The sequence below is a fragment of the Pseudomonas sp. FG86 genome (genome assembly GCF_057808775.1).
In genome coordinates, this window is record NZ_JBMDIS010000073.1 from 1 (window position 1) to 12,993 (window position 12,993).

Below are 12,993 nucleotides of genomic sequence, written 5' to 3' on the forward strand. Positions count from 1 at the left end.
CCCACATTTAAGCCGAGGAGCATCAGTTAGATAGTCGTGGGCTCCCGAGCCGCCACAGGTTCAGGGCCACACCAAAGCCGTGTAGATCCCCACCCCTGGCAACCCCCCACTATCCATTTTCGGCACAAATGCGCAAACCCTCCACAGGGCGGAATGGAACTTGCGTAATAACCGACCCGTAAGCCTTGCAACTGAAAAAGGTTGGGTCAATGAACAACAACAATATGCTGGTGCCCACCGCCTCTGCGCTGGTTCGATCGACATTACCCTTCCAGCGTTGGCAGACGAACGACATCGATGAGCACGCTCGCAATATGGACGGTTGGCACGTTCGCTATGACCAACTATCACCGGGCCCCTTTACAGGGGAGCTGATCGAATTCCGCTCGGGCTGGATGCAACTGGCACGCGACCGCTCTAATCAGGCCATGATCAAAAGGGGAACGGCCTGGAAAGGCGCGATCACGTTCAGCTTGCCCCTGAGTGCCAGCGGCGCGCTGTATTGTTCGGGGCATCCGATCCATGAGCCTAGCCTGCTGGTCGCCCATGGCGAAAATCTTCCCGAACTGCTCACGCCACAACACTTGGATTTGCTCAGTGTGGCGATTGAAGAACAGGCGTTGGAGCATGTCCTGGAGCGTCAGGGCAGCCAGTTTCGAATTACCGATCTTCCCAAGTGTTACCGCCTGGGCAACTCATCGGTGCAACGTGAACTCATGGCGCTATTCGATGAACTGGCGGGCTGCGATCAGGGGCGTGATGCGGTGCTGGGGCATGACTCGATCCGTCGCGGCATACGCGATGCGGTGATGCTGCACTTGTTGGAATTGGTGGCGCCGGATCAAGCGCCGCCGCTCAATCCCACGGCTCGCAAAAGGATGGTCGACCGCGCCCGCGAATACGCGTTGAGTCACCTCGACGAGCCGCTGTCGATCCTCGACCTGTGCAATCACATCGGCGCCAGCCGACGCAAGCTCCAGTACTGTTTTCAGGAAACCCTGGGGATCAACCCGGTGGCTTATCTGCGTGCGCTGCGCCTCAATGCGGTGCGACGTGAACTGCGAATGAGCACCCAAGCCCATGGCGTACAGGAAGTGGCGGCGCGCTGGGGTTTCTGGCACCTGAGCCGGTTCTCCAGCGATTACCGCACGATGTTCGGCGAAAGCCCTTCACAGACCCTGCGTCGCACTCAACTCTGCTGAAAACGGATAACCGGCTCACGTCACGCGTTACTAGGATGGCCCACACCACTTGATGGGAGGGGCATTCGATGATTAACAAGAATAATGCAAGCACCGTGCGTGTGACGCTGTTTACGCTGGGACTGGTCGGTTGCTGCGCCAGTGTGCACGGCACCGAGAATGGTTCGCCGACCACGGCCGTTGGTGTCTACGATTTCGGCGCGGGGATGATGCCGCCCGCCACGCCTTTTGGGACAGTGGGGGTGCGAACAGCGTTTTACTCGACCAATGTGCAGAAAGATCGCCACGGGCGTTCAGTTGACAACCATTTTTCTCTGGATGTCTTGTCCATCGCGGCCGCGTATATGCGCATGACGGATCACACCGTGCTGGGCGCTAACTATGGGTTCGGCATGGTGGTGCCATTTTTCAAGATGGACGCTTCCCTCCAGGTACCGACACCGGCCGGCCCGCTGAACCTGGAAGCCGATCCGTTTCGATTGGCTGACGTGCAATTTCTACCGGTGATCCTGCAATGGAATCTGTCGCCGAATCTGTTTATCAACACCCAGTTGCAGATCCAGACGCCCACCGGTGACTACGACAAGAATCGTCTGGTCTCCCCAGGGCTCAATCACTGGACGTTCTCACCGATCGTCAACGCTACTTACATCACCGACAGTGGCTTTGAGGTTTCTTCCAGCTTTGAAGTCGACGTCAACACCCGTAACCCTGCCACCGATTACAAAAGCGGTGTGGAGTATCGGCACGAGTTTGCCGTCGGTCAGCATGTGGGGCCGTGGATCCTGGGCCTGGGGGGTTACTACTACCGCCAGTTCACCGACGACGATGCGCCCGGGCTGCAATCGGGCAACCGCGCGCGGGTGCTGGCCGTCGGCCCGGCAGTGAGCTACTTCAAGCCCGGCCTGCCGGCCGTGTGGCTGCATGCCTACAAGGAAACCGACGCCGTCAACCGTGCCCAGGGTTACACCGTGGCGCTGCGTATTTCTCAAAGCTTCTAAGGGGCTGGCCATGAACTCATCACATTCCGATTTTCCCGCACCACGGCAAGCCACCGGGCGCCGTGAAGGGCTGGTGCTGATGCTGGGCAGCAGCCTGACCATCATGGGGGCGGCCATGGTGGCGCCGATCCTGCCCAAGCTCGGGGCCGAGTTCGGCCCGCTGGAACCGCGTGCCGACTTGTTGGTGCCGTTGGCGGTCACCGGGCCGGCACTGGCGATTGTGCTGTGCGCGCCCCTGGCCGGCTGGTTGGCCGACCGGGTCGGGCGCAAGGCGTTGCTGGTGATCGCCACCCTGTTATATGCCGTGCTCGGAGCCATCCCGGCCCTGCTGGATAACTTGCCCTCCATCGTCGGTGTACGCCTGCTGTTCGGCGCGGCGGAAGCGGTGGTGATGACCTGTTGCGCCACGCTGATTGCCGACTATTGGCACGGCGAGGAGCGGCTGCGATACATCAATCGGCAAGTGGTCACCATCGGTCTGGTCGGCTCGCTGTTCTATGTGGTGGGCGGCGCATTGGGCGAACACTCCTGGCGCCTGCCATTCCTGTTGTACCTGCTGCCACTGTTGTTGGTGCCGATGATGATCAAGGTGCTGTGGGAACCCGCGGTCGCCCGCCGACCCGTCGAGGTGGCTGAACAGGGCAGGGTGGCCGTGCTGCCCCTGGTGCTCGGTTATCTGCTGATCCTCAGCGGGATGGTCCTGAGTTTTATCGTGCCGATCCAGGCGCCGGTTTTACTCGTCAGCCTCGGCGTTACCTCAAGCACGATGATCGGGCTGTCGGCGGGGGGCAGCCTGCTGGCGACCCTGGGCGGTTCGTTAGCCTGGCCGCTGCTGCGTCGGTGCATCGGTATCCCCGGCTGCAATGCGTTGTTGCTGAGCCTGTTGGGCTTGGGGTTGTGGCTGCTGGTGCGAGCGCCGAGCTACACCATGGTGTTGCTGGCAGTGCTGATCCACGGCCTGGGCGCCGGGCTTCTGGTGCCTAACGCGATGGCGCCGGTGATGAATGCCCTGAGTGCGAAAACCCGCGGGCGCGGTTTGGGCGGGTTCACGGCTTTTCTGTATTTCGGTCAATTTGTCAGCCCGCTGGTGGTGGCCTTGCTCAGCGTTTACTCGGGTGACGTACGTCGTTCAATCCTGTGGCTGGCCTGCGCCAGCTTCGCCTCGGCCCTGGCATGGGCCCTGGCAGGCCTGCAAGCGCGGCGCAAAGCGCTCACCCAGGCATTCAGATCAAGTCATTCATAATCAATAGGAGATGAACATGGACATCCACAACCTGCTGGACAGCGAGGACGCCACCGGTTTGGCCGAGTGGGTCAGGCGCGGTGAGGTGCAGCCCGGCGAGCTGCTGGAAGCGGTGATTGAGCGTATCGAACGGATCGAACCGCAGCTGAATGCGGTGGCCGAGCGGCTCTACGATTCGGCGCGGCAGGCGGCACGCGCGTCGCGACCCGCTCACGGTGTGTTTGCCGGGGTGCCGACCCTGGTCAAGGACCTGTTTTCGCCGGTCAAGGGGGCCGCGATGACCAATGGCTCACTGGCGTTGGGAGGCGCGCGCGCAGACGTTGAAGCCGAAATAGTCACCCGTTTGCGCGGCACCGGTTGTTTGATTCTCGGCACCAGCACCTCTCCCGAATTCGGCACGTCCTACTCCACCGAGTCCACTCGCTTTGGCGCGACGCGCAACCCCTGGAACCTCGAGCATAGCGCGGGCGGTTCCAGCGGCGGCGCGGCGGCCCTGGTTGCTGCCCGTGTCGTCCCCTTTGCCCATGGCAACGATGGTGGCGGCTCCTTGCGCGTCCCTGCGTCATGTTGCGGTGTCTTTGGTTTTAAACCGAGCCGTGGCCTGCTGCCGTCGGGGCCGATGATTGGCGAGGGCTGGGCCGGCATGGGCACCCCCCATGGGATTACCCTGTCGGTCCGTGACAGCGCCGCGTTGCTGGATGCCACGGCCGGGATCGACCTGGGCGCCCCTTACGCGGCCCCCCTGTCGGCACAGCCCTATGTTTGCGCAGTGCAACGTGACCCTCGACCGCTGCGGATTGCGTTGGTCGAGCAACTGGGGCCCTGGCCGACCTCCGATGAGTCTGTGGACGCCGTGCGCCAGGCTGCCAGTGTGTGCCAAGCCTTGGGCCATCGTGTTGAACCGGCCACATTGCCGGTGGTGCTGCCGGAGTTTCTCGATAAGGTCTTCACCATCATTGGTGCAGGTACCCGGCATTACGTCGAGGTGTTGGGCCAGATGCGCGGATGTGCGGTACGGCCTGAGGAACTGGAGGCGCGCACCCGGATCATTCTGCGCACCAAGGGCGACGTCAGCGGCGCGCAGTACGCCGGGGCGGTGGAGTGGATACATGCCTTGGGCCGCCAATTGGCGATGTTCATGCAGGACTACGACGTGATACTCACGCCAACGTTAGCGCGTGAACCGGTACGGATAGGTGAGCTGGACCTGCAAGACGATCGCTTGAGCCTGGAGGCGTTGGTTGAGCGTTTCCACAGTTATTCGCCGTTCACGGCGGTGTTCAACGCCAGCGGGCAACCGGCGATGTCGGTGCCGCTGTACTGGAGCGCTGCGGGCTTGCCGATGGGCGCGCACTTCGCCGGTCGTTTTGGCGAGGAAAGTACCCTGTTCGCACTCGCCGCGCAGTTGGAGCGCGCCCAACCCTGGCGCGGGCGAATCCCGCCGTTCAATGCCTGCCGGCGGCCCGCTTCAGCGCTGTAATCAGGGGCGAAACAGGGTGGCTGCCAATGGTTATCAACGCGTACCACGGGTAGCCCCCTGTCGTTATTTTTGATCTTGAGCTACCCTTCAGATAAGGATTACAAAGTATTTCGGAAAAGCTCCAGGCGTCATCACACAAATGCTCCAGCCTGCGGTAGGCCGACTGGTCGGTGTAGGCCAGGCAAGTCGGTGGCGTGATAGTCCATCCAGTCATTGCTGAGTGTTTTACCGCAGGAAGCACAGGGAAGAATCATTCGCGAAGGACAGGCAAAGGAGCTGCAGTGGCTGACGATGAAATGCTGCAAACCCTCGAGAGCGTGCTCGCCTGCCTGTCAGGTGCTGTGGTCGCGCTGGATCGAGCTGCTCGGGTGGTCGCAGGCAATCCCGCGTTCTCACATCTGCAAATCCAGAACGGCGTTCGCCCCGCCACGGGCTGCGAATTTATCTCCCTCCTGCGGTCCGAAGACCATGGGTTGTTTTACGCTGCCCTGGAAAAGGCGGCGGGGAAAACGCGCGCGGTTTTCGCGGCGTTGAGCCGGGTGTCGTGCGGGTTGGACATCTCGCTCACGGTATGGCGCGACGATTATTTTATTGTCGAGGTCATTGCCCGCCAGGCGCCATCGCCCCCGCAATCGAGTACCGAAAGTTTCTCGGACATTCCGCTCAGGTCCATTTTCGATTCCTCGGGTACCGGCCTGGCGCTGGTGGCGCTGGACGGTCGTTGGCTACGGGCCAATGGCGTCATCTGCACGCTGCTGGGCTATAGCGAGGCGCAACTGCAAGCCACCACGTTCATGGCGCTGACCCACCCCGACGACCGCGAGGTCGGCAAGCAGTTGATCGACGAACTCAAGCGCGGTGCAAGGCCAGGCGCTACGTTGCATAAACGCTATATCCATCGCGACGGGCGCGTGGTGTGGGTCAGGTTGACCGTGGGCCTGGTACGGGATGATCAAGGCCAGCCGGTCTGCTTCGTGTCCCAACTGGAGGACATCACCGAGAATTGGCAGCTTCGCGAAACCTTGATGGGCAGCGAACTCAAATTTCTCACCCTCGCGGAAAACTCACCCAACATCATTGTTCGCTACGACCGCAATCTGTTACGCACTTACGTCAACCCGACCTTTCTGCTCTTGACCGGCCGGTCTTATGACGAGTCGATAGGCGTCAGCCCTGGCGAGGGCGCAGGTCACTATCTCAACCAGCTGCGTCATGTGGTTGCGACGGGGGAAACGGCGCAATTCCTCGACAGCTGGACCTTCGAGGGCAGTACCGAGTATGTCAGTTGTGCGGTCAGCCTGATGGCCGAGCGCAGTCATACCGGTGAGGTGATCGGCGTGCTGGCGCTGGCCCACGACATTACCGAGCTGCGCAAGCAACAGGTCCTGGAAGACGCGCGCCTGGGGATTTTCGAAAAAATGGCGACCGGCGGGGCTCTGGAGGAGACGCTGGCGTTGCTGGTGGGCTATTTGCAAATGGCCTTGCCCCATCGGTCCTGCGGGGTACGGCTGGCAGAGCCGCTCGGCATCGGGCTGGCGACGTACAAGGCCTCTACTGGACTGGCGGCATCCAGTCCCGCTGCTGGCTGGTCTGAACCGATCGTCGACAAACAAGGGCGCGTCCTGGGCATTTTCGAGTTGTCCCTGTCTCCCGGCGACGAGCCGGATGAGAGCGATATCCTGCGCGTACGCCAGACGTGTCACATCGCGGCGATCGCCATCGAACGCTGGCAGTCGGAGTCGTTACTCCGGGAGCGCGAGCGTCGTTACCGGGACATTTTCGACCACACCCTGGACATGCTGTGCCTGCTGGAAATGACCTCGGTCGGTGACCTGCGTTGCGTCGAGGTCAACCCTGCGTTGTTGCGCGCGCTGGGCAAAGCGCATGGCGAGGTGATCGATGAGAGCCTGGCGTCGATCTTTGGTCGGTTGAGCGCGCAAAAAATCCAGGCGCTTTGTGAGCAATGCACGGTGGTCGGACGCGTGATCGAGTCGGATGAGGGCATGGTGCTGCGTGACGAAGTTCGTCAACTGCACTTGACCCTGGTGCCGGTAGCGGACTCGGCCCGGGTGGCTCCGCGGATCCTGGTGATCAGTCGCGACATTACCCTGTTGGCCAGGGCTCGGCAGAAAGAACTCGAACGCCAGCACGACATCAACGCCCTGGTTGAAAACAGCCCGGACGCTATCGTGCGCGTGAGTGCGCATGGCCAAGTGCTGTACGTCAATGCGCAGCTGAAAAAATGGGTGGGCGGGGCGTGGCCGGAACTGATCGGAATGCCCATGGATGCGGTGGCCCCCCTGAACAACCAGGCTCAGCTGTTTCGCGAATTGGTGGCTCAGGTGATCCAGCAGAATAAAGCGACGGAGCAAGAGTTTCTCCTCTCGGGGTTGAAGGCCGCGCCCAAAGTCGTGCTGATCCACTTTGTGCCGGAGGTCGACGGCCAGCGGGTAGTCAGCGTGCTGGCGGTGGGGCGCGACATTTCCAAGCTGCGTGCTGCCGAGCGGCGGCTGGCCAATTCGAATGCACAGTTGCGTGATCTGTCGACCCGCCGCGAAACGGCGCGCGAAGAGGAGCGCAAACTGATCGCCAGGGAAATCCATGACGAACTGGGCCAGCACCTGACCGCACTGCGCATGGGCATATCGCTGTTGAGGTTTCAGTTCGGTGCCAGCACGCCCGAACTTACCCCGCAGGTCGAGCGGCTGATGGTACTGACCGATAAGACCATCCAGGTCGTACGGGATGTCTCCACCAGCCTGCGACCGTCTGCGCTGAACCTGGGGCTGGTCTCCGGCCTGGAATGGCTGACAACCGAGTTTGTCACCCTGACCCGGGTTCCTTGCACGTTGCACCTGCCTTCGATTCCCCTGACGCTCCCCGATACCCACATCACCGCAGCGTTTCGCATCGTGCAGGAATCGTTGACCAATATCGCTCGCTACGCCGAAGCGACACAGGTCAGCGTCACCCTGAGCCCGCAGGAAACCCACTGGCTGCTGGAGGTCCAGGATAACGGCAAGGGGTTTGACCCGGATGCCGTTGGCCGCAAGACCTTAGGGTTGGCCGGGATGCGCGAGCGTGGCCTGATGCTGGGCGGCAAAGTGATTATTTTCAGCCATCCCGGACACGGCACTACGGTGCAAGCGTTCATTCCGATGCACAAGGATACGTACTGATGATTCGCATGCTGATTGCCGATGACCACACCATCATGCGCGAAGGGCTCAAGCAGTTGTTCATGCTGGTCGCCGACGTCCAGGTGGTGGCCGAAGCCGAGAGTGGTACCCAAGTGATCGAGCTGTTGCGCCAGGTCGAGATCGACCTGCTGCTGCTCGACATGAACATGCCGGGTATCAGTGGCGAGATCCTGATTGCCCGGCTGCATACCCAGTACCCGGATCTGCCGATCCTGGTGTTGAGCATGCATAACGAGATTCACATCGCGCAACGCGCACTGCGCGCCGGTGCGCTCGGCTACCTCACCAAGGACCGCGACCCCGAGACGCTGTTGGCTGCCATGCGTCGCGTGGCCAGTGGTCAACGCTACCTGGACCCCAACCTGGCCGAGCAGATTGCCCTGCAGAGCAGTGGCTTGAAGCAACACACCTACGTGGAAAGCCTGTCCGATCGCGAGTTCCAGATCCTGCGCTTGCTGGCGCATGGCATGAGCGTCAACCAGATTGCCGAGCAGTTGGTCATCAGCAACAAGACCGTCAGCACCCACAAGACGCGGCTCATGGAAAAGATGGGGTTCAGCTCCACCGCAGACATTGTGCGCTTCGCCATGACCTTGGGTATTTCGTGATCAACCCCCGCGGGTAGGGATTTTCCTACCCGGACTCCCGGTATCCCTACCCCAGAATAGGGATGGTCCGATGGCAGCAGTGCCATTATTGGGCCAGCATCTGTCTCAGGCAATCGAACAGCCGATCAACCGGCGACGAGATGCTTTGAATGGGAGACAGACCGTGAGCGAACAGACCACCCCGCCTTCGACCGCTTTGACGCTGTTTCCCGTGGCTTTGGCCGGTCTGCTCGGTGGCCTGGCAGTTGCCTACAGCAATGGCTTCAGTGCGTGGTCAGTGGGCGTGGCGAGTCTGTTGTTGGCGCTGTGCATCGGCCTGGGCCTTTGGGCGAACCGCGGCTACCAGGTCCAGTGGGCCCGCCTGCGCCAGCAGCTCGATCAGCCGGCAGTGGCCTCGGCGGCGTTGGCCGTCGATAACGGCCTGGCAGACGTGTGCCTGAGCGTGCTTCCGATCTGGTCGCGGCAGATAGAAGCGGCTCGAGCCATCAGCGAAACCTCCATCCTCAAGCTCAGCGAACGTTTCGGCACGCTGTCCTCGAACATCAGCCACAGCGTGGCCAGCAATGGCGGGCAAGACGCCTCCCAACAATTGGTCGACTTGCTGGAAGTCGGCCAGCAGGACCTCAACTCCATCGTGGTGGCCCTGCGCACCGCGCTGTCGAATAAAGAGAGCGAACTCAAGGAAGTCATGCAGCTCTCGGGTTTCACCGAGCAACTTCAGCAGATGGCCAAGTTCGTCGGTGACATCGCCAGTCAAACCAACCTGCTGGCCCTCAATGCGGCCATCGAAGCGGCGCGAGCCGGTGAGGCCGGGCGAGGTTTTGCGGTAGTCGCCGATGAGGTGCGCAAGTTGTCGAGCATGTCCGGCGAAACCGGGCGCAAGATCAGTGAAACCGTGATCACCGTCAACGCTGCTATTGCCCGTACGGTGCAGATGTCCCGCCACCACGCCGAGCAAGACACCGTGACCCTCGCCGATTCGGAGCGCGTGGTCTCTCAGGTCATCGAACATTTTCGCGCTACCGCCCAGACCCTCGTACGCAACAGCCATGACTTGCAGCAGCAGAGTACCGGCGTCGCCGACGAGATTGCCGAGGTGCTGGTCGCCTTGCAGTTCCAGGATCGCGTCAGCCAGATGTTGACCCTGATTACCGGCGACCTGGGCAAGCTGCAGCAGCAACTGGACGAGCGCCAAGCGTCGAGCCTGAGTGGGCATGCGCTCCCTCCGATGCGCAGTGACCGTTGGCTGCAAGAGCTTTCAACGGCTTACACGATGCCGGAGCAGCACGCCATTCATGGCGGTCAGCCGCACGCCAAGGCCGAGGCCAACGAAATCACCTTTTTCTAGAGGAGTTCTTCCGATGAGCAAAACCATTCTGATCGTCGACGACTCGGCCTCCATCCGGCAGGTGGTGAGCATCACGCTCAAAGGCGCCGGTTACGACGTGATCGAAGGCTGTGATGGCAAAGACGCACTGAGCAAGCTGGACGGCCGCAAAATCCACTTGATTGTCAGTGATGTGAACATGCCCAACATGGACGGCTTGAGTTTCGTCAAGGCCGCCAAGCTGCTGCCGGCCTACAAGTTCACGCCGGTGATCATGCTGACCACTGAGGCCAGTGATGCGATGAAGCAGCAAGGCCAGGCTTCCGGTGCCAAGGCGTGGATGGTCAAGCCCTTTCAGCCTGCACAAATGCTTACCGCCGTCTCCAAGTTGATCCTGCCATAGCGATGACCAGCGACTGCTGGCCAGGAGGTCTCCATGAAAAGCCCCACCCCGATGCTCCGTCGTATCCAGGTCATGGAAGGCCCCCTGACGATCTACACGGCGACTGAACAAAAAGACGTGTTGTTGTCGTTGTTTCCCCTGGCCCATGAGGTCGAGTTGGACTTGTCCAATGTCGACGAACTGGACAGCGCCGGCTTGCAACTGTTGATCCTCATCAAGCGCGAGTCGCTCAAAGAGGGCACGCAGTTGTTGCTGAGCAACCCCAGCCCGACGGTGACCGAAGCGATACGGCTCAGCGGCCTTGACGACTACTTCACCAATGCCTCTTTCCCCCTGTCGGTCGGAGCATGATCGTATGGCCCAGCCCATGAACATGGATGACGTGCTGCAGACTTTCATTGCCGAGAGTCGCGAACTGCTGTTGCAGATGGAAGATGCGCTGCTACAGATCGAGAAGTCGCCGCAGGACCTGGACACCATCAACGGCCTGTTCCGCGTCGCCCACACCATCAAAGGCTCGGCCGGCTTGTTTGGCTTGATGCCCATCGTTGAGTTCACCCATGTCGCCGAAAGCGTCCTGGATCGGGTACGCAGCCTGGAAGTGCGGGTCGACGAGGCGTTGAGTGCGTTGTTCCTCGACGCCCGTGACCATATCGGCCAATTGATCGACCTGCTGGCCGAGGATGGCAACCTCGATCGATTGGACGAACCGTTGCAGGTCCAGGGCCAACGCCTGGGTGAGCGGCTTGCCCTGTACCTGGACGGCTCGGTCGCGACCGCTTCGCCCACCCCTAAAGGGGAGCCGTCGTCGACGGATGAGCAAGGGGCAAGTCCTGGCCACTGGCATTTGTCCCTGCGCTTTGGCCCGGATGTCCTGCGCAATGGCATGGACCCCTTGGCGTTCCTGCGCTACCTGAGCACGTTGGGGCGCTTGCTGCATACCGTCAGCCTGTTCGACGCGTTGCCGCCGCTGGCGTCCATGGACCCGGAAACCAACTACCTGGGGTTTGAACTCGCGCTGGCCAGCGACGCTTCCCGTGAGGTTATCGACGGCGCCTTTGATTTTGTGCGCGACGACGCGATCGTGCAGATCCTCGCACCCCACGCCACTGTCCACGCCTGTCGCGCGCACATCGATGCATTGCCGGAAGACAAGGCTGCGTTGCTCGAGCTGCTGGTGCGTTGCGGCACATTGACTGAGCCCCAGGCCGTGCTCGTCGCTCAGGAGGGCGAGCACGCAGCGGCCGAGACGCGCGACGAGCCTGATGCAACACAGGACTCGAACACGCCGGTGATCAAGGCCGGCAAGAGTGCAGCGAGTCATGAAAGCAACCTGATTCGGGTCGATGCCGGCAAGCTGGATCAACTGATCAACCTGGTCGGCGAGCTGATCATCGCCGGCGCCGGAGCCAACCTGGTGGCGGTGCGTAGCGGGATTGGCGAGATGATCGAGGCCACCAGCCTGTTGTCGCGGTTGGTGGAGGAGGTCCGTGACTCGGCATTGACATTACGCATGGTGCAGATCGGCGCGACGTTCACGCGTTTCCAGCGTGTGGTGCGGGACGTATCCAAAGAGCTGGGCAAGGACATCGTGCTGCACATCGGCGGTGGCGAGACCGAGCTGGACAAGACGGTTGTCGAGCGTATCGGCGACCCGCTGACGCACCTGGTGCGCAATGCCATGGACCATGGCATCGAACCCGCGTCCACGCGCCTGCAACGTGGCAAGCCGGCCCAGGGCACGGTGCGCCTGAACGCCTATCACGAATCCGGCAGCATCGTGATCGAGGTGTCGGACGACGGCGGTGGCCTGGCCAAGGACAAAATCCTCGCCAAGGCCCGCGAGTGTGGCCTGGTGGGCGAAGGCCAGCAACCCGCGGACAAAGACATTCTGAATCTGATTTTCGAGCCGGGTTTTTCCACCGCCGACCAGGTCAGCAACCTGTCCGGGCGCGGCGTGGGCATGGACGTGGTGAAGCGCAATATCACGGCTTTGCGCGGCAGCGTGAGCCTCGAGAGCGAAGAGGGGCAGGGCACCACGGTGCGCATTCGCCTGCCGCTGACGCTGGCAATCATCGACGGTTTCCTGATCGGGGTGGGCAAGGCTTCCTATGTCATCCCGCTGAACATGGTCGAGGAGTGCATCGAGCTGGCGCCGGAGCAATCGGCAGGCACCGGCTACCTGGACCTCAGGGGCGATGTGCTGCCGATCTTGCGCCTACGGGACATGTTTGATGTGCAAGAACCTGGAGGTAACCGAGAAAACGTGGTCGTCGTGCAATACGCAGGCCTGCGTGCCGGCCTGGTGGTCGATCGCTTGCAGGGGGAGTTTCAGACCGTGATCAAACCATTGGGCAAAGTGTTTGGTGAGGCCCATGGACTGGGCGGGTTCACGATCCTTGGCAGTGGAGCCGTCGCCCTGATTCTGGATATACCCAATCTGTTAGGACTCGTTGCCAAGGACGCCACCCACCGTTCGATCCCAAGTCCTTTATCGACTCAATGAAGCGTCATCAGGAGTTCCTCGCC

General features: G+C 61.4%; 10 protein-coding genes. All 10 read left to right on the forward strand.

Annotated features, from left to right (window positions below):
* Window positions 1–209: 209 nt before the first annotated feature.
* The 10 genes from ACODSV_RS28615 (at window position 210) to ACODSV_RS28660 (ending at window position 12,970) form a co-directional block, all read left to right on the forward strand.
* Entirely contained in the window at window positions 210–1,202 is a 993-nt protein-coding gene (locus tag ACODSV_RS28615; protein ID WP_024074631.1) for a helix-turn-helix domain-containing protein, read from the forward strand.
* A 68-nt stretch (window positions 1,203–1,270) separates the two neighbouring features.
* On the forward strand, window positions 1,271–2,203 hold the full coding sequence (locus ACODSV_RS28620) for a SphA family protein (protein WP_150055076.1): 933 nt from the start codon (window positions 1,271–1,273) through the stop codon (window positions 2,201–2,203).
* Between the two features lie 10 nt (window positions 2,204–2,213).
* Window positions 2,214–3,446 carry an MFS transporter gene (locus ACODSV_RS28625; RefSeq protein WP_024074633.1) on the forward strand — a complete coding sequence of 411 codons (1,233 nt, stop codon included), beginning with the start codon at window positions 2,214–2,216 and terminating at the stop codon, window positions 3,444–3,446.
* 16 nt (window positions 3,447–3,462) lie between these two features.
* Window positions 3,463–4,926, forward strand: coding sequence for an amidase (locus ACODSV_RS28630; RefSeq protein WP_024074634.1), 1,464 nt, complete (start codon window positions 3,463–3,465; stop codon window positions 4,924–4,926).
* 281 nt (window positions 4,927–5,207) lie between these two features.
* A complete protein-coding gene (locus ACODSV_RS28635; RefSeq protein WP_223817853.1) occupies window positions 5,208–8,105 on the forward strand; it encodes a sensor histidine kinase in 2,898 nt (965 codons plus the stop codon).
* Window positions 8,105–8,734, forward strand: a complete 630-nt coding sequence (locus ACODSV_RS28640; RefSeq protein WP_024074636.1) for a response regulator — start codon at window positions 8,105–8,107, stop codon at window positions 8,732–8,734. The genes ACODSV_RS28635 and ACODSV_RS28640 overlap by 1 nt, the downstream gene beginning before the upstream one ends.
* Window positions 8,735–8,804: 70 nt before the next feature.
* The gene (locus ACODSV_RS28645; RefSeq protein ID WP_150055077.1) at window positions 8,805–10,082 is read left to right on the forward strand and encodes a methyl-accepting chemotaxis protein; all 1,278 of its coding nucleotides are present in this window, start codon (window positions 8,805–8,807) and stop codon (window positions 10,080–10,082) included.
* A 13-nt stretch (window positions 10,083–10,095) separates the two neighbouring features.
* Window positions 10,096–10,464, forward strand: coding sequence for a response regulator (locus tag ACODSV_RS28650; protein WP_027605685.1), 369 nt, complete (start codon window positions 10,096–10,098; stop codon window positions 10,462–10,464).
* A gap of 33 nt (window positions 10,465–10,497) precedes the next feature.
* Window positions 10,498–10,815 (forward strand): STAS domain-containing protein, encoded by a 318-nt coding sequence (locus ACODSV_RS28655; RefSeq protein WP_102624675.1) that lies wholly within the window; start codon window positions 10,498–10,500, stop codon window positions 10,813–10,815.
* 4 nt (window positions 10,816–10,819) lie between these two features.
* Window positions 10,820–12,970, forward strand: a complete 2,151-nt coding sequence (locus tag ACODSV_RS28660) for a chemotaxis protein CheA (RefSeq protein WP_150095367.1) — start codon at window positions 10,820–10,822, stop codon at window positions 12,968–12,970.
* Window positions 12,971–12,993 lie beyond the last annotated feature (23 nt).

Coding starts and splice junctions, on each gene's coding strand:
- ACODSV_RS28645 (WP_150055077.1), top strand. CDS start 8,805: ATGGCAGCAGTGCCATTATTGGGCCAGCATCTGTCTCAGGCAATCGAA.
- ACODSV_RS28615 (WP_024074631.1), top strand. CDS start 210: ATGAACAACAACAATATGCTGGTGCCCACCGCCTCTGCGCTGGTTCGA.
- ACODSV_RS28650 (WP_027605685.1), top strand. CDS start 10,096: ATGAGCAAAACCATTCTGATCGTCGACGACTCGGCCTCCATCCGGCAG.
- ACODSV_RS28630 (WP_024074634.1), top strand. CDS start 3,463: ATGGACATCCACAACCTGCTGGACAGCGAGGACGCCACCGGTTTGGCC.
- ACODSV_RS28625 (WP_024074633.1), top strand. CDS start 2,214: ATGAACTCATCACATTCCGATTTTCCCGCACCACGGCAAGCCACCGGG.
- ACODSV_RS28655 (WP_102624675.1), top strand. CDS start 10,498: ATGAAAAGCCCCACCCCGATGCTCCGTCGTATCCAGGTCATGGAAGGC.
- ACODSV_RS28640 (WP_024074636.1), top strand. CDS start 8,105: ATGATTCGCATGCTGATTGCCGATGACCACACCATCATGCGCGAAGGG.
- ACODSV_RS28660 (WP_150095367.1), top strand. CDS start 10,820: ATGGCCCAGCCCATGAACATGGATGACGTGCTGCAGACTTTCATTGCC.
- ACODSV_RS28620 (WP_150055076.1), top strand. CDS start 1,271: ATGATTAACAAGAATAATGCAAGCACCGTGCGTGTGACGCTGTTTACG.